Origin of the sequence: Noviherbaspirillum album, assembly GCF_035916955.1 — a bacterium.
Lineage (GTDB): Bacteria > Pseudomonadota > Gammaproteobacteria > Burkholderiales > Burkholderiaceae_D > Noviherbaspirillum > Noviherbaspirillum album.
Genome location: NZ_JAWIIV010000038.1, coordinates 1 through 16,632, shown reverse-complemented (window position 1 = coordinate 16,632; position 16,632 = coordinate 1). Strand labels below are relative to the sequence as shown.

Below are 16,632 nucleotides of genomic sequence, written 5' to 3'. Positions count from 1 at the left end.
GCACGACATGTAATCCTCTTGTCATCTGTTTGTAATGTCCATCGCTCAAGATGAAGAGGCCAAGGTGCTTAAGCGCCGTATCTCCAATTTGAAAAACAGGAAATGACATGAAAGCAATTTCTACAGTGCTGCTTGTTCTGCTTGTGGCTGGCTGTTCCGGCATGGCAACACGTGGTGGCGGTAATAGCCCCTACGGCAACCCACAAGACATGACTTATCGCAGCGGACAATAGGTGCAAACTCCTTCGTTCCTCCATCATTCCTGGGGTGGGATATCGGGCTGGGAAGACATCTTCCATTGACCGCGATCGCACCCTGTTGGGTGCACGTTGCGAACGATTCGACTCGCCGGTCGACCACCACATCACATTGCGCTCAACAAGGCGTGGAAGGATTTGCCTATGCATTGACGACATGAATTGCGTCTCATATACCGTTGAAACGACGCGACACTCCAGCTTCGCCATGTCTTCCTCCGTATCGACGCGAATCGATCGGTGTTCATCGGCGAGTAGCCGGCACCATCACTATTGCCGGCTGCCACTTCCTGTAAAGTCGATGCTCTGGATGATGTCGTGCCTGGCGCGCCTTTCTTTTCTGACGTGATCCTGCGTGATGGCGGCATTATCGTTCGACATCCCCCTTACCTCAAGGGGTGGTGGCAAGCGTGCTATTGCCTTGTAGGTTCGCAAGCCATGTCAATGAAGTGTTTTCATCCCGAACGCACCAGAACCGCCAACGCGGCCTTGCCCACGTGTGACCCATAGCGTTACTTTCTTACGCACCCCTGAACACGAGTCCAAACATGCTTCGTATCGCTATTGTGACCAATGAGCTCCCGCCCTACCGTGTACCGCTATTTAGCCTTCTTGCCAAGATGCCAGGCGTTACCCTGCAGGTTATTCTCTGCACGATGCGCGAGCCGAACCGACAATGGGTGTTGCCGCCGCTGGACTTCGGCTATGTCTGTCTGCGTGAAAACGTCATCGAAAAAAGCGGCCGGTATATACACAATAACGTAGATGTCATCCCGGCATTGCATCGCTTTGCGCCTGATGTCGTCATCACCGGAGGATTCAACCCCACGCATCTGTATGCGCTCGCCTATGCGCTGGCTAAGCGTATCCCGCATGTTCCCATGACTGACGGTACCGACTGGTCTGAGCATTCCCTTAGCCGAATCCATAAGAGCATACGGCGCTTCGTCTTTGCCAGATCGAAGGCTTTTCTGGCTGCAAGCGACGGCGGGGTCCGACTATTCAGTCATTATCAGATCCCTGCAGAACGCTGCTTCAAGGTCCCCCTCTGCATTGACAATGAATTGTTTGCTGCCAAGGGTACCCCTATGCGAAGGCCTTTTGATTTTGTCTTTTGTGGCCGAATCGAAGAGGTCAAGAATCCCAGGTTCGCACTCGAGGTTGCCATCGGGGCCGCAGGCGTACTCCGCCGCAGGACCCGCATCCTGTTTATCGGTGCGGGCGACCAGGAAGCGATGCTTAGGCAATACGCAGCGGCCCATGCCGAGGTAGTCGATGCGCAATTCCATGGATTCAAAGATCATCGGGAACTGCCACCCTTCTATTGGAAGGCCCGCATTTTCCTGTTTCCTACCCATTGTGATCCTTGGGGCGTTGTCGTGAACGAGGCTTGCGCCGCAGGCCTGGCTGTCATTTCCTCTCCATACGCAGGTGCGGCAGGCGAACTCATCCGTGATGGGGAAAACGGCTTTGTGTGTGCGCTGGACCCAGAACAATGGGTTTCCCGTGCGGCGATGTTGCTGACGAACGAAGAGACATGGAAGAATTGTTCAAGGATGAGCGTGGCCCGTGTGCGCGAGTACTCCTATGAACGGGCTGCATTGAACGTCGTGGAAGCATGCCGGCTTGCTGTTGCCAATCCACCCGGCGGCCTTTTGCAGCAGAGTCAGAGTTGAGCCGGCTCCGACTGACTGGATCGATCGATGGTTATCTCCTGCGGCATTGCATATGGGATGAACCACTTCTATGGCTATCAGTCATACCGGACATTGTCATTTGCAAACAAAGCGTTCTGCCACATGACATCGCCATGCCATCTCACCCGTCGGTCACCACTGGTGACTCAGGCTGAGCGCCCCCTGAATCCGAATCGCTCGCTGGAGGTATCGCTTGCATACTGCCCTCTCAAAAAAATGGCTCCTTGCTGTTCTGCTCTCCATCGCCCTGGCTGGTTGTGGTGGTGGAAGCGGCACTGACAACGTCGCGTCCAGTACCGCGGCCGCGTCGGCTGCACCCACCCCAGAGCCAGGAGCACCGCAAGCGACGGGAAACATCGCAACGGACGGTTTCAACTGGTTCAATTTCAGACGTACTCAGGTGGGCCTGGCCAGCGTGACGCGCAATAACCGTATTGACACTGCTGCGCTTGGGCATTCGAGGTACCAGGCCACGAATAACGTCATTTCGCATGAACAAACACGGACAGATGCGGATTTTACCGGTGCCACGCTTGGCGAACGCCTTGCCAATGCCGGCTACGAGCTGGGGACGGCGGGCTATATGTACGGTGAGATCATCTCCAGTACCAGTTATACCTCCGGCTTCAGGTCTGCGGAGGAGTTGATTGCGGCTATCTATCACCGGTTCGTGGCATTCGAACCTATGTTTAAAGAGGCAGGCAGCGGCGCTGTAACATCGGCGCGCGGCATGACCTATTTCACCACGAACTTCGGTGCAGTCGGGCTAGACAGAGGACTTGGCGCCAGCGACATCGTTACCTATCCCTTTAACGGGCAGCAGCAAGTCCCCCAAAATTTTCAAAGCGATAATGAATTGCCCGACCCTGTTCCTGAGCAGAATGAAGTCGGCTACCCCATCAGCGTCCACGCGAATGTGACGTCGACTGTACAGGTAGAAAGCTTTACCATTCAGCCGCGCGGCAGTGCAGCGCTCCCCGTACGATTACTGACAGCCGGCACCGACCGTTACACGCCAAGCTCCGCGGCATCAATCATTCCTCTTGTCCCGCTTGCGCCTGCCACCACCTATGAAGTCACGTTTCGAGGCCTCATTGATAACCGTGCCGTCAGTCGGACGTGGACGTTTGTCACTCAGTCGTAAGCGACTGGCCTGCCCCTTGTCGGTAGGTTGCGCCCAGCACTGCGAATACATGAAACCGGCGAAGGCCCTGCTTTAACGAACGCGTGATGCACATTGCGCGCAGAGACCATACAGCGTAAGCGTATGTGTCTGGAGCACAAATCGCCTTTGTTGGGCGACGGCCTTTTGGCGGCGCTCGATCGCCTCATCAATGAACTCGTCTACTCGGCCACACTTGGTACAAATAAGATGATCATGATGCGAACCCTCATTGAGCTCAAAGACGGCGCGCTCTGCGTCGAATGTGTGACGAATCAGGATATTCGCATCAGCAAACTGCATCAATACCCTGTACACGGTAGGCAAGATGACGTTAATCTTCTCATTCGCAAGCAGGTGAGAAATATCATCCGCAGAAAGATGCTTTCCCGGATGTTCATGGAACAGCTGCAGCACCCGTACTCTAGGAAGCGTAGCCCGCAGACCACAGTCTCGAATCTGTTTTGGTATATCCATGATATCAATGGGCGATCAGGTTAGAGGATTAACCCTAATATGATAATAGAATGCCCATGCCACCATGTCAGACACGTCGTTGATCTCCAGATCAGGGGCAACGCCTGCTGCAAAACACGGTCACGTCCCCCCCCTGAATTTGTAGACGATACCGTTGCTACTCGGATTTGCAGGATCTCTTGCAGCTGCATTGACGGTCAAAGTGAAATCGCCGAGCAGAACGCCATTCGTACCAGGAGAACGGCTGGCCGCATGCGACTCGTGGACGGCAAGACATTGCTTTCCAATTCAGCGGTACGCTGGTCTATACGCGTACCTAGATGATGATCTTGCCGCTAACGCGTATCGGAAGCTCGCAACCTCAGGCACGCTGTCAATGCCGTGTGCGTTTTTTGCGTTTCCGTCTTTCCGGCCGCGCCAGGCGGCCATGGCGCCTGGCTTTCCACATGCCCCAGAAAATATAGACCAGCATTGGAACTACCGTCAGGCCCCATAGCAGAATGTAGGTGTTGACCACCTCCTTCGGTATCCATTTTCCCAATAAAAACATAGCACCTCTATGCTTTATAACGCCTGCAAAGACACAATCTCGACGCATAGACGCCAATGCGCGTATCCATGGCGCCCTTGCGCTTCCCACGCCTCGCTCACGCTGGACGACTTACACACGTTACTGTGAACTGCGAAATCGTCAGGCGGCCTTCAACCGCGTTTCCTGCGCCCTCTGCTCGCGGCGTTGTGCGCTTCGCAGCTCGCGCCGTCGCAAGAGCAAATAGACTACCGGCACCACGAACATCGACAACAGCGGGGCTGTGACCATGCCTCCTACCATCGGTGCGGCAATGCGTTGCATGATTTCCGAGCCGGTTCCGGTGCCGTACATGACCGGGACGAGGCCGGCAATAATGACCGCCACCGTCATCGCCTTGGGACGCACCCGCAGCACCGCGCCCTCGCGGATCGCATCGAGCAGGTCTGCTTCACTCGTCTTACCGAGCATGACCCTATCGTTCCATGCGTGCTTTAGATAAAGGAGCATGATGACGCCAAACTCGGCGGCAACGCCGGCAAGTGCGATGAAACCAACGCCGCTTGCCACTGACAGATTGTGTCCGAGTAGCCAGAGCAGCCAAATACCGCCAGCTAGTGCGAATGGCAGCGTCGCCATGATCAGCACTGCCTCGTCGAAGCGCTGAAAGGTCATGTACAGCAACACGAAAATAATTAGCAAGGTGGCCGGTACGACGACCTTCAGCTTGGCCGCCGCGCGCTCAAGATATTCGAACTGGCCGGACCAGGAAAGCGAATATCCGGCAGGCAGCTTGACCTCCTTTGCCACTGCTTGCTGCATGTCGGCCACGACCGAGCTTAGGTCCCTGCCGCGAATATCCACGTAGACCCAGCCTGACAAGCGGGCATTCTCACTGCGCAGCATGGGCGGACCGTCGTTAATTCGGATGCTGGCAACGTCGCTGAGCCGAATCTGGGCTCCGCGCGCCGTCAGTACTGGCAGCTGACGCAGCCTTTCAACCGAGTCACGCACCTCCCGCGGATAGCGCACGTTGATCGGAAAACGCTGCAGTCCCTCAATTGTCTCACCGATGTTGTCGCCGCCAATTGCCGCCGACACGATGCTTTGTACGTCCGCAATGTTCAATCCATACCGTGCCGCGGCGTCGCGGTCGATGTTGACATCGACGTAGCGCCCTCCTGTCAGCCGTTCGGCCAGCGCGGAGCTGACACCCGGTACCTTTTTTACAGTACGCTCGATCTCGCCGGTAATACGGTCGATTTCCTGAAGCTGGGTTCCGGCGATCTTGATGCCAACCGGACTCTTGATGCCAGTCGCGAGCATGTCGATCCGGTTGCGGATGGGAGGGACCCAGATGTTGGAAAGTCCGGGTACCTTGACAACACGGTCAAGCTCCTCGACCAGCTTGTCGGGCGTCATGCCAGGTCGCCACTGCTCCCGTGGCTTGAACTGGATCGTGGTTTCAAACATTTCGAGCGGGGCCGGGTCGGTCGCCGATTCGGCACGTCCTGCCTTGCCGAACACGGTATGCACCTCGGGGACGGTCTTGATCAGCCGGTCGGTCTGCTGCAAGAGTTCCGACACCTTGCCAGCCGATAGTCCCGGCAGTGCAGATGGCATATAGAGTAGGTCACCCTCATTCAACGGCGGCATGAATTCTCCGCCCAGCCGGCTCAACGGCACCACGGTCAATGCGACGATGGCGGCGGCGGCCACCAATGTCATCTTCGGAAAGCGTAGCACGCCATCGAGCAGCGGACGGTAAAGCGCGATCAGGAAGCGATTGAGTGGATTCTTCTGCTCCTCCGGGATGCGCCCACGGATCAGGTATCCCATCAATACCGGTATCAGCGTCACCGCTAGGCCCGCCGCTGCCGCCATCGCATAAGTCTTGGTGAATGCCAGCGGCGAGAACAAGCGCCCCTCCTGGGCTTCGAGCGTAAACACCGGGATGAACGACAGCACGATAATAAGCAGCGAGAAGAATAATGCAGGACCGACTTCTGCCGAGGCATCTCCGATGACACGCCATTGTTCATCACCGCTGAGCTTGCGTTCTGGATGGGCTTGGTGCCAGGCCTCGATATGCTTGTGCGCATTTTCGATCATCACCACGGCCGCGTCGACCATCGCGCCGATGGCAATTGCAATTCCGCCAAGCGACATGATATTGGCGTTGACCCCCTGGTAGTACATCACGATATAAGCGCTGAGGATCCCCAGCGGCAGCGAAACGATGGCGACCAGCGCAGAACGAACGTGAAACAGGAATATCGCGCAGACGATCGCCACCACGATGAATTCCTCGATCAGCTTCTCTTCGAGATTTGCCACCGCGCTTTTAATAAGTCCGCTGCGGTCGTAGGTGGGAATGATTTCCACTCCTTGCGGCAGGCTGGGTTTTAGCGCATGTAGCTTGGCCTTGACGGCATCGATTGTTTCAAGGGCGTTCTTACCCGACCGCATGACGATGATGCCTCCCGCCACCTCGCCCTCTCCGTTCAGCTCAGCGATACCGCGACGCATTTCCGGTCCGAGCTGTATTCGCGCGACATCCCCCAGGCGCACGGAAACACCGGCAGAGGTGGTCGTCAATGGAATCTTGCGGAAATCATCGAGGGACTGGAGATACCCCGATGCGCGTACCATGTACTCGGCCTCGCCCAGCTCCAGCACCGAGCCGCCGGTTTCCTGATTGGACTTTTGCACTGCCTCGATCACCATTCCGTGCGGGATGCTGTAGGCACGCAGCTTGTCCGGGTCGAGCACAATCTGATATTGCCTGACCATGCCGCCCACGCTGGCGACCTCGGAGACGTTGGCGACGGTCTTGAGCTCATACTTGAGGAACCAGTCCTGCAATGCGCGCAATTGTGACAAGTCCATTTTTCCGCTCCGGTCAATCAGCGCATATTCATAGATCCATCCCACACCGGTTGCGTCGGGTCCCAGGGATGCCTTCGCCTGGGGTGGCAGCCGCGCTTGAACCTGGTTCAAATACTCGAGCACGCGCGAACGCGCCCAGTACGGATCGGTGCCATCCTCGAACAGGATATAGACGAAGGAATCGCCAAAGAACGAATAACCGCGTACCGTCTTCGCCCCCGGCACTGATAACATGGTGGTGGTCAACGGATACGTCACCTGGTTTTCGACGATCTGTGGTGCCTGTCCGGGATAAGTGGTTCGGATAATCACCTGCACGTCGGACAAGTCAGGCAATGCATCCACCGGGGTACGCGTCAGTGACCAGATGCCCCATGCAGTGAGCATGATCGTTGCCAGCAACACTAAAAACCGGTTGGCGATGGACCAACGAATCAACTTGGCAATCATTTGACGGCTCCTGCCGGCGCTGCGGGCATGCTCATGCCGCCTTTCATTTCACCCTTCGCGCCTGAAGCAGCGGAAGCGCCCAACGGACCAATAGACGTGACTTCATAGGTGCCATCCTTGCGAGGCCGGATCTCGAAGGTGACGCTATCACCTTCGGCAATGCCCTTTGGCAGTCCTTGTGGTGGAAGCTTGAATCCCATGGTCATCTCTCCCCACTGCAAACTGGGGATAGGCTCGTGCGAGAGAACGATTTCGTCCTTGTCGATGACTTCCACCTTGCCCTGTCCGCGATGGAGTTGGTCGCCGCCTTTGTCACCCTCGGCTGCCGCAGGTACTTCGCCCAGGCGCGTTATGGTGCCCTTCAGGCTCGCTTCCGAGTCGATCAGGAACTGGCCCGACACCACCACTTTCTGGCCTGCCTCAAGGCCCTTTCGTATCTCGGTCTTGCCATCCACCTCGATACCAACCTCCACATCGACCGGGGCGAACCTGCCATCGCCCTGCGCAATCATCACGACGCTTCGCTTACCCGTCGCGATCACCGCCTCGCTCGGTACGGTCAACACGTCTTGGCGGGTATGTGGTGTGAAGTTGACGGTCGCAAACATCCCGGGAACGAGTTGGCTGCCCGAATTGGCAAGCTCGACCCGTGCTTTCAGTGTTCGCGTCGTGGGATCCACTTCCGGCAATATCGCACTCACCTTTCCTTTGAAAACGGTTCCGGGCAACGATGGCGTACGTGCCTCGACGACGTTACCGGGACGAACCTGCGCCGCGACATTTTCCGGCACTTCGGCGTTGACCCACACGGTTGACAAGCCGTTGATGCGAAACAGCGGCGCGCCAGACATCACGGTCATGCCTTCGCGCACGGACAGTTCCGCCACCACACCGGATACCGGTGCCGTAAGTGTCATCCTGGCCTGAACTTTTCCCGTCGTTTCTACAAGGCGGATGTGGTCATCCGTCATGCCGGCCAAGCGCATCCGTTGGCGCGCCGCGTCGACAAATGCCTCCGCACCCGTGCCATTCATCCGTTTAACGGAAAGATATTCCTCTTGGGCCGCTACCCAGTCGGGAACGTAAAGCTGAACCAGAGGTTGGCTCTTACGGACTGCATCGAGCGGGGCACGCACATACAGCCGTTCTACAAAGCCGTTGCTCCGCGCCTGTACCATGACCAAGTCACGTTCGTTATAGGCAACGCTACCGACCGCTTCGAGCGCCGCTGCGAGATTCGCTTTCGTCACCTCTGCCGTGCGAATTCCAAGATTTTGCTGGATCCGTGGGTTGATTGAGACGCTGCCTTCATCACCAGCATCCTCGGCATAAACCGGCACCAGTTGCATATCCATGAAGGGAGATTTGCCAGGTTTGTCGAATTTCTGTCCGGGTACCATGGGATCATGCCAGTACAACACTTTTTTACCAGTGGCAGAGTCCACCAAGCCGCCGCCTGACGTACCTCCGGCCGCGCCGGCAGGCGCCGTCCCGCCCTGCGCTGGAGCCGCCAACTTCAGTCCTTGATCAATGCCGGCCGAGTACAAGCCATATCCTCCGGCTCCAACGACGCCAACTGCAACCAACGCGAGCACAATTGCTTTTGCTTTCATTTGAATTCCTTGTATTGCGTAGTGGCTGGATGACTCAAGCCACTATCTGGAAACAGGAAATTAAGCTCGGCCCACTGCCGGGCTGTTTCAGCTTCCCGCTCCAGCGCCTCCAGGCGCACATCGATCTCGTTGCGCCGTGCCATTAACACATCGTCCAAGCCCGCCTTTCCGCCACGGTAAGCCGCTAGCGCGGCAAGCGTGCGTTCCTTTGCCAGCGGGACCAGTTCCTCTGTGTAACGGGCCAGTCTCTCTTTTCCGTTTTCCCACTCGTTGAGCATGGCGCGCGTTTCTGCCACATGCGCACGAAGCATGTCGTCGCGCTCGGCCCTGACCTGCTCGACCATGGCCAGCTTGGCTGCAAGTTCCCGATCCTGACGGTTCTTCTGGTCCCATTGCAGCGGCACGGAGACGCCAAACGAGATCATGTTGTCATACGCGGAACCACGCTGCTGATACATGACTTCCACGCTCCAATCCGGCTGCTTGTTGGCGTGCGCCAGCTTCGCGTCCGCCACGGCCATGGCTTCGAGCTGGTTCAGAACGGCAATACGGGGGTGATGAGCGAGCTGGGTATCGAGCGCACCCGCGTCCAGACGAACCGTATCTGTGGCAGGCTTGCCGGCAAGCGGTGAATCGGCGGCGGTGCCAATCCAGCGTGCAAGGGTGACTTTCGCATTCCGGATGCGACGGTTGACTTGACTAGCCCGGTCACGATAGGTCGACAAGGCGCTTTTAGCGGCGAAAATCTCAGCCTGGTTGCCGCGTCCAGCCCGGTAAGCCCCTTCAGCGGCTTGGATTTCGAACTCCGACTGTGTCGCATTCTCGTCCACGACAGCAGCCATCGCTTCGGCGTAAAAGCGCTCCAGCCAGGCAAGTGCGGTGTCGCGCTGAATATTGGCGACCACTTCCGTTTTCTCCGCGGTGGTTTTGTCCGCCTCTCGTTGATAGCGTTCGGCACGAAATTTTCGCTTATCGGAGCGAGTAATTTCCTGCATGACGCCGACATAACGCATGGTCATGAAATCGGCCCCCAACCGGAAGCGGTCGGATCCATTGACCGGCAGATTATCGACCCCCGCCTTCAACGTAGGATCTGGTAGTTGAGCGGCGGCAACCGACATTTCCTGGGATGCAGTGACAGCATAGTCCTTGGCCTGCAGCTGACGTGACCGCTCAACAGCCAGGTGCTGTGCTTGAGTCAGCGTCAGCGGCGCACCTGCCGCAAAAGCGGTCGTTGAAGTCGAGACCAAGATTGAAACGAGAGCCATTCCCGGTACAAACCGGCGAGCGACGCGGCGCATGGATGCATGCGCAGGGGTGGGGAATAACATGAAATCTCCAGATAGCAACGAACAGCACTGGTCCCGCCAAGCGGGTACAGCGAAGGTCTACGCAATCTGAAGCGTCAAATTCTGAAGCAGCAGTGGCGGATGGATAACGGCGGCGCGGTAGTCCGCGCCAATATGCCTGCTGGTGAGGTGGAAGGCGCAGAAGGAATGGAAAGATGAACTGGGATGACTATCGCTAGTAACTGCGCTGGCGCAAACGACGGCACATTGGGCAGCTCGGGCTTGTCCAGGGAAAGCTTTCCTTTGTGACTGTCTGCTTGACAGAGGTTAGGCTTCTCAATGTCCACACCGGCGCAGCCCGACATGGTCGCCATACCATTGACGTCAGCGCTCATGTCCATCGTGTCGTTGGCCTGTCCAAGATGCAGTGTCGGGCAAGCGTAGGCCGCTACTGCGAACTGCATAAACAGCACGCTGAACAGCGCTACAAGCGCGGCAACAATTCTGGATGGACGGGATTTTCTCATGGTGCGGTAATGGGCGGCTTTTATCCTATGCAATTCGTTGGCGCGTTGTCAAGCGCAGTTTCGCCATTTCGACATGAATACTCTAGCAGGATCTGACGAACACAGTGCTGACTACAGATGCCAGACGGTAATGAGTTTTCTCCTTTTCAGTTGCTTTCAGTGCTTGCGAAGTGTGATTCGCCGCTGCTTGATCGCAGCACGGCTCATGGACATGGAATCGACAAAGGTATCGTTATAGGCGGTACCATTGACTCGTTGCAGAACTCTGGTTCAGTTACAAGGAATGCTGAGGACGGATTGCTCTTATTTGTAGCCGTCGCGCCCCAGCATCTTCTGGACGGCGAACTGGTCCTTGCCGATGGTGGCAATGGATGGGTTTTCCGCCACGAACTTGCGCAGCGATTCGAGCGCCGGATTGGACACCACAGCGGATTTGACCACCGGCGACTCGTATCCGTGGTGACTTGTCTTCTGCCTACCACTTGCATTTAACGGCATAGCCGCAGCAACATCCCCCCTTGCCAAGGAAAGTGCTTGCTGAGCTTCGGGGTACTGTTTGGGGCTAGCTGCCCAAAGCCGGTGCCTGCACTTCCCTGTTGAGTTCATCTCAGACAATTGATAACGGGCACAAACTCAGAACGACAATGCTGCATGACAGCCGCCTGCTAGAAGGCGAAAAACGAGGGCTGCTTTATTCTTAGTACCGCTGCGGCTGTTGAGCTAGCCATTGCGATCCGCAGCCTTGTACGGCATTTGTACTATTGGCCGTCATTGCCAAATTGGCTAATCTCGTCACAAACGGAACGTCGATGTAGCAGCAGGCAGAGGCGGCCAATGAAATGGTCGGGATCCGGGCACAACGCCGTTATCTACACATACATTTTTACCATGTACAGAAAGGGTGTCGACCATGTCGTCTTCCTCTACTAAAGAAAGCGGGCTCAGCCGCAGGAACCTCCTGAAACTCGGCATGGTAGCAACCGGTACCAGTATCATTGCGTCCCGCATCGGGGATATCCAGGCCCAGACCACTACGCCTAGCGGCGGCTATACCACCACACCATGGATGGACCCTCTGCCTGTCAATAGAGCACTGGCGCCAGTAGGTGCCTTAGCCCCCGCTCCTGCGGCAGACTGCGATGAAGCAAACGGCGAGACTGGACGCCTCCCACACCAGCGCTGGACCGAGTTTCAGCCCCGAGTGCTCTACGATATTGATGTCAGGCAGGCAGAACATCAGTTCCATGCGCAAGGGCCCAAGAACCTGATCTGGGGCTACAACGGCACGTTGCCCGGATCGACGATCGTAGCCCGGTATGGAGAGCCCGTCTGCGTCCGCTTTCGCAATAACTTGCCTGGCGATGCCGTCGGGTATGGTTCTCCGGAGATCTCCACTCACTTGCATAACCTGCACTGTGCCTCCGAGAGTGACGGTTTCACCGGTGACTACTATAGCGCCACAAAGGCGGGCCCATCGCTTACCGCACCAGGACGGTGGAAGGACCATTTGTACCCGAACACCTATGCCGGCGGTGACGCGCGGGAAGCACTGGGCACATTATGGTTTCATGACCACCGGATGGATTTCACGGCCGGGAATGTCTACCGGGGACTCGCCGGATTCTACTTGTTGTTCGACCATATCGACTCTGGCAATGAGACCGACCCTAGCCCGACAGCGCTGCGCCTGCCCAGCGGCGTCGGCGACTTCGACATTCCGCTGATGGTGCAGGACAAGCAGTTCGACGCCAGTGGTTATGTGAAGCTGGATCAATTCAATAATGACGGCATTTTGGGCAACAAGATCTGCGTCAACGGAAAGATCCAGCCGTTCTTTGATGTCAGGCGCCGCAAGTACCGTTTCCGTATCCTGAACGCCAGCCCGTCCCGGCAGTACGAGTTCTACCTCATGTACAAGGGACGTGCACAGAATTTCACCTATATCGCCAATGACGGCAACCTGCTGCCGGCGCCATTGACGATGCAGAAGATTCGCGTTGCGCCGGCCGAGCGTGCCGACATCATCATCGATTTCAAGGCCTTCGGCAATATCGGTGCTGACGATGAGGTCATCCTGGTGAACCGGCTGGAACAGGTCGACGGCAGGAAACCGACAGGAAAACTCCTCACCCCCGGTGACGAGATCCTGAAGTTTAAAATCAAAGCTGGAGCGGTCGATGACCCGAGCCAAGTCCCGGCGAAATTGCGCGACCTTCCGCCGATTGATACCAAGAAGGCTGTGCGCAGACGCAACTTCGAGTTCGATCGCTCCGGCGGCAGCTGGACTGTCAACGGCAACCTGTTTGACGTGACCAAGCCGCTGTTCACCGTAAAAAAAGGGACGGCTGAGATCTGGACGCTGGAGAGCAAGGGTAGCTGGCTGCACCCCGTACACATCCACATGGAAGAAGGACGGATCCTGTCACGGGACGGAAAATCACCGCCAGCTCATGAGCGCGGCCGCAAGGACGTGTATCCGATCATTGACGGTGAGGAGGTGGAAGTATTCATCCAGTTTCGTGACTTTATCGGCAAGTACATGATGCATTGTCATAACATCAGTCACGAAGATCACGCAATGATGGTGCGATTCGACGTAGTTGACTGAGCGGGGACATGCACGCAAACTATGCGTACCCTTATCACGCTGATTCAAGGCTCGCAAAGTCGAGCGGGTCTACCAAGCGCATCATGAGGCTTGATCCGCAGCACGGTTAGAGATCGTGCATTGGATTGAACGTTAACGGTCATCTAACGACGTCTATCCCGATGTGCATTAAAGCAGTTGTCGTATAAAAATCGTATTCGAGCCTCACCTTCACTGTATGTTGACGCCCGTATTACTGCGACACCAAAATAAGCGTGGGCTATTTAACATAATTGAATGTTCTGGCACACGGTACCGGCTGGCAAAGAACAGTCGTTATAACTATGCAAAAATGATTGTGCAATATTGAATTGCTCGTGGTGTTTTGCGATGCTCCAGTCGGAGACCACAAAGTTCGTTATGCAGTGCCGTTTCGATTATAAGCAATAAGATACGCAAAGCCGGAAACCGCACCGCCGAATTGGCGCCAAGGCTAGAATATCGCGATGCCGGCCAAATCTCCCATTTTTCCCGGCCCGCGTACAGCGCGTGGCGCCGTCCTCGCCGTTCTGCTTTCCAACACAGATCAGACTGGTGCCGAGCCGCTCCGCGGACGAGTGACACTCGCCGCCATTGTCAGAACTCTGAAGCGCAAGTATCACTGGCCAATAGAAACCGCGAGTTTTCCGTCCAATATCGCGGATGGGCGCGCCGCCTGGGCTACGGTCTATAGCTTGCCACCAGAAGTCATTGCGGCAGCGATGGACTCGGGCGCTCGTGACTGGCTCAAGAGTCGCATGATGTTAAGCGCTCACCCATACGATAGGCCTCAAGTAGGCGTTCGAGTATGTTGCAGCGCCTAGTCGACGGACTAGTCCCTTGCGTTATGCAGGCTGCAGTGCTATGAGCAATTTATTGACCGGTCAATAAAACGATTGAGTGGCGCACCGCACGTTCAAGCCGTTGTCTTTGCTTTTGACATTCTAGGCACTTGAGGTTGTACCGGTTGTTTTTGAGCCGGCCTGGTGACGTTGCGAAGAATCTGCGCCGTGATGCGTGTTCTGGCTGCATCGGCAATACCATAGCGATTCAAGGCATCGATATCGCTCTTCCCGGTTTTCATTTGCGTTGCCATCATTTGCCTTCACTGTATAAAAAGACAGTACTACTATTCTACCGTATCCGTCCTAGACTCAGGCAATTTCAGCCTGTTCTCCGTGTAGCCTCTCCCTCACAACACCCTTTCCGTCCCGCCAGGCGTCTGCTTCCAACGACATATCGAAAGCCTATTCTGACTGCAACACTTGAGCACAGCTGGTCAGCGTGTTCTACCGACAGTTTTTGCTGTCGAGTACAAGACATCAAAAGAAAATACTTAATGCGTCCCTTGAACTTGGCAAAAGTATCTCTATCTACTTTACGTCTCCTCCCAACCTTCCGGTTTGGATTTTATGGCCCGCACGGCGTATCGCTCTTGCGGGCTTTTTTATGGCATTGGCAATGACGATAGTCGACGACATCGAATATTGGAATACTGGGTACCCCTGCATTTGATGCGCCGCAATAAATGTTTCGTATTTGAAACATGTTTGCACCTTGGAACTAGAATGGCCGCATGCATTCTTTTTCTGCCTTTAAACGCCGCTTACACCGGCGCCAGTATTGTTCCTTCGACGCGAAGGTACTCATGGACGATGTGGGCCCCTATTCCGTCATCACGTTGGATGTGTCGTTGCATGGTCTCGGTCTGTTCAGTCACCGTCCCCTCGTAATCGGTCGTAACTATGCCATCGCCATTGAGGTTCCGGACAGCCCGCGACGGATTAATGCGTGGGGTACAGTGGTCTATTGCGATCCTACCGAAGAAGGATTCAGCGCGGGAGTTCGATTTCTCGACATGGACGCTTATAGCAAAGCCTGCATCGAAGATTTGTTGACAAGCCATGTAGTAGCCGTGTGTTGACCCACCATGAAGATCAAAACTCGTACCAAATACAATGAGCAGTTGCACGAACCGAAAGATGGGAATCAGTACATCGTCATTTTGCATGACGGCCAAAAGGTAGAAGGCCAATGGAGCGCAGTGACCTCGCGCTTTTATCTGGACCAGACACAGTCGATCTTCGTATTACGCCAGGAAGCCTTCGACTGGTGGCCGGCAAACGTCTAGTGTCAATTGACGGACCCTTTACGTGAGGGACGGGATACCTTACTCGTTGACTCGCATCAATAGTAGTACTGCCCGATTCATGTCCCTGCTCTGTACAATCGCCCCATGCAGCCATCGGAGTGAGACTTCAATTTCAAAAGAATAGGCGGCATCCACCGGAGCTGGCGGGCGGAACGAATACCAGCACCATCTTCCATTGACGTTCAACGCCTTGCTTACCTATGTTTGAGCGGCGTTATTCATCACGAACAATCGTTCGACGCGGTACTTTACGGGTCACCACAGGGCCTGAGTTGGCATCAGGACGCTTCACTGTCCGTTTTGCCGGATTTGATGCCTGAGCTGTCTGGGGTTTTGTCCCCGGCATAATGCTGCTGATCATATGTTTATATATCAGCTGCACACTGTCACCGTGTCGCAGTAACACCGCATGCTGATCAAACGATTCGATCTTCCCGGATTGCCCTACCCCGGTCACCAGTTACACGATGACCGACATGCGCTGCTTGCGCAAGTCATTCAAAAAGGTCGCCTGAACTAAATCGTTATTACTGCGTGTCATAGATTCGATTTTTCTTGCGCTCCGGCCCGACCTTCTCTCACTTCAGAAAGGGACCGGACACCGCGCTAAATGTCGTATCGGGCCAGTATCACGTCCGCGTTCAATGGCAGCGTCGGTAGTGCAATCGTAGTGATCGGACCGGTGCGGTCTTTGCGCTTACGTTGGCTTGTATTCGGCGACGCCATCGCTGCCAACTGCTGACGCAACACTTTGGCCAGCGAAATGCGTTTTTGCGACCGGCTTAGGCCAAACTGGTTACGGTATTGAAAGCCGTCTTCAAAAATGATCCGAATCTGGCACTGACCTTCACCCGCTTCCGGCACATCGCTGGCCCAGCGTTCCAGCACGGCGTTTGCCAAGCCCAACGTGCTCACCCCGCCAACAATTGTGCATATTTTCTATTGTACCAAGACCATCTGTTCC

Annotated in this window: 15 protein-coding genes; 6 read left to right on the top strand and 9 right to left on the bottom strand. The window is 55.8% G+C overall.

All coding sequences use genetic code 11. The features are described 5' to 3' along the window. Positions 1-107: 107 nt before the first annotated feature. From RY831_RS27300 to RY831_RS27290, 3 genes are all read left to right on the top strand, one after another. On the top strand, positions 108-233 hold the full coding sequence (locus RY831_RS27300; RefSeq protein WP_264158769.1) for a hypothetical protein: 126 nt from the start codon (positions 108-110) through the stop codon (positions 231-233). A 572-nt stretch (positions 234-805) separates the two neighbouring features. Further along, positions 806-1,933: a glycosyltransferase family 4 protein gene (locus tag RY831_RS27295; protein WP_225984966.1), complete on the top strand. Its 1,128-nt coding sequence runs from the start codon at positions 806-808 to the stop codon at positions 1,931-1,933. Between the two features lie 214 nt (positions 1,934-2,147). Further along, positions 2,148-3,098 carry a CAP domain-containing protein gene (locus tag RY831_RS27290; RefSeq protein ID WP_326509515.1) on the top strand — a complete coding sequence of 317 codons (951 nt, stop codon included), beginning with the start codon at positions 2,148-2,150 and terminating at the stop codon, positions 3,096-3,098. A 72-nt stretch (positions 3,099-3,170) separates the two neighbouring features. On the opposite strand, the gene RY831_RS27285 is transcribed toward RY831_RS27290, so the two are convergent. From RY831_RS27285 to RY831_RS27260, 6 genes are all read right to left on the bottom strand, one after another. After that, positions 3,171-3,593 carry a transcriptional repressor gene (locus tag RY831_RS27285; protein ID WP_151639339.1) on the bottom strand — a complete coding sequence of 141 codons (423 nt, stop codon included), beginning with the start codon at positions 3,591-3,593 and terminating at the stop codon, positions 3,171-3,173. Between the two features lie 691 nt (positions 3,594-4,284). Next, positions 4,285-7,461 carry an efflux RND transporter permease subunit gene (locus RY831_RS27280; RefSeq protein ID WP_151639340.1) on the bottom strand — a complete coding sequence of 1,059 codons (3,177 nt, stop codon included), beginning with the start codon at positions 7,459-7,461 and terminating at the stop codon, positions 4,285-4,287. Then, positions 7,458-9,074, bottom strand: coding sequence for an efflux RND transporter periplasmic adaptor subunit (locus RY831_RS27275; RefSeq protein WP_151639341.1), 1,617 nt, complete (start codon positions 9,072-9,074; stop codon positions 7,458-7,460). Before RY831_RS27275 ends, RY831_RS27280 begins: the two co-directional genes overlap by 4 nt. Beyond that, positions 9,071-10,405, bottom strand: coding sequence for a TolC family protein (locus tag RY831_RS27270; protein ID WP_228536160.1), 1,335 nt, complete (start codon positions 10,403-10,405; stop codon positions 9,071-9,073). Before RY831_RS27270 ends, RY831_RS27275 begins: the two co-directional genes overlap by 4 nt. A 74-nt stretch (positions 10,406-10,479) precedes the next feature. Continuing rightward, positions 10,480-10,890 (bottom strand): hypothetical protein, encoded by a 411-nt coding sequence (locus RY831_RS27265; protein ID WP_151639342.1) that lies wholly within the window; start codon positions 10,888-10,890, stop codon positions 10,480-10,482. Positions 10,891-11,193: 303 nt separating this feature from the next. Then, entirely contained in the window at positions 11,194-11,331 is a 138-nt protein-coding gene (locus tag RY831_RS27260) for a hypothetical protein (protein ID WP_192805321.1), read from the bottom strand. Positions 11,332-11,800: 469 nt separating this feature from the next. Between RY831_RS27260 and RY831_RS27255 the strand changes: the two genes are divergently transcribed. After that, positions 11,801-13,498: a multicopper oxidase family protein gene (locus RY831_RS27255; RefSeq protein ID WP_225984968.1), complete on the top strand. Its 1,698-nt coding sequence runs from the start codon at positions 11,801-11,803 to the stop codon at positions 13,496-13,498. 934 nt (positions 13,499-14,432) lie between these two features. Here RY831_RS27255 and RY831_RS27250 read toward each other — a convergent pair. After that, positions 14,433-14,615, bottom strand: coding sequence for a hypothetical protein (locus tag RY831_RS27250; protein WP_326509514.1), 183 nt, complete (start codon positions 14,613-14,615; stop codon positions 14,433-14,435). Positions 14,616-15,092: 477 nt separating this feature from the next. On the opposite strand from RY831_RS27250, the gene RY831_RS27245 reads away from it, so the two are divergent. Both RY831_RS27245 and RY831_RS27240 read left to right on the top strand, forming a co-directional pair. After that, positions 15,093-15,440 (top strand): PilZ domain-containing protein, encoded by a 348-nt coding sequence (locus tag RY831_RS27245; RefSeq protein ID WP_326509513.1) that lies wholly within the window; start codon positions 15,093-15,095, stop codon positions 15,438-15,440. Positions 15,441-15,446: 6 nt separating this feature from the next. After that, positions 15,447-15,647: a hypothetical protein gene (locus tag RY831_RS27240; RefSeq protein ID WP_326509512.1), complete on the top strand. Its 201-nt coding sequence runs from the start codon at positions 15,447-15,449 to the stop codon at positions 15,645-15,647. 235 nt (positions 15,648-15,882) lie between these two features. Here RY831_RS27240 and RY831_RS27235 read toward each other — a convergent pair whose 3' ends face one another. Continuing rightward, the gene (locus tag RY831_RS27235) at positions 15,883-16,125 is read right to left on the bottom strand and encodes an RNA chaperone Hfq (RefSeq protein ID WP_326509511.1); all 243 of its coding nucleotides are present in this window, start codon (positions 16,123-16,125) and stop codon (positions 15,883-15,885) included. 149 nt (positions 16,126-16,274) lie between these two features. Then, the gene (locus tag RY831_RS27230) at positions 16,275-16,568 is read right to left on the bottom strand and encodes a hypothetical protein (RefSeq protein ID WP_326509510.1); all 294 of its coding nucleotides are present in this window, start codon (positions 16,566-16,568) and stop codon (positions 16,275-16,277) included. Between the last annotated feature and the right edge of the window lie 64 nt (positions 16,569-16,632).

Coding starts and splice junctions, on each gene's coding strand:
- RY831_RS27300 (WP_264158769.1), top strand. CDS start 108: ATGAAAGCAATTTCTACAGTGCTGCTTGTTCTGCTTGTGGCTGGCTGT.
- RY831_RS27295 (WP_225984966.1), top strand. CDS start 806: ATGCTTCGTATCGCTATTGTGACCAATGAGCTCCCGCCCTACCGTGTA.
- RY831_RS27285 (WP_151639339.1), bottom strand. CDS start 3,593: ATGGATATACCAAAACAGATTCGAGACTGTGGTCTGCGGGCTACGCTT.
- RY831_RS27280 (WP_151639340.1), bottom strand. CDS start 7,461: ATGATTGCCAAGTTGATTCGTTGGTCCATCGCCAACCGGTTTTTAGTG.
- RY831_RS27275 (WP_151639341.1), bottom strand. CDS start 9,074: ATGAAAGCAAAAGCAATTGTGCTCGCGTTGGTTGCAGTTGGCGTCGTT.
- RY831_RS27270 (WP_228536160.1), bottom strand. CDS start 10,405: ATGTTATTCCCCACCCCTGCGCATGCATCCATGCGCCGCGTCGCTCGC.
- RY831_RS27265 (WP_151639342.1), bottom strand. CDS start 10,890: ATGAGAAAATCCCGTCCATCCAGAATTGTTGCCGCGCTTGTAGCGCTG.
- RY831_RS27255 (WP_225984968.1), top strand. CDS start 11,801: ATGTCGTCTTCCTCTACTAAAGAAAGCGGGCTCAGCCGCAGGAACCTC.
- RY831_RS27250 (WP_326509514.1), bottom strand. CDS start 14,615: ATGATGGCAACGCAAATGAAAACCGGGAAGAGCGATATCGATGCCTTG.
- RY831_RS27245 (WP_326509513.1), top strand. CDS start 15,093: ATGCATTCTTTTTCTGCCTTTAAACGCCGCTTACACCGGCGCCAGTAT.
- RY831_RS27240 (WP_326509512.1), top strand. CDS start 15,447: ATGAAGATCAAAACTCGTACCAAATACAATGAGCAGTTGCACGAACCG.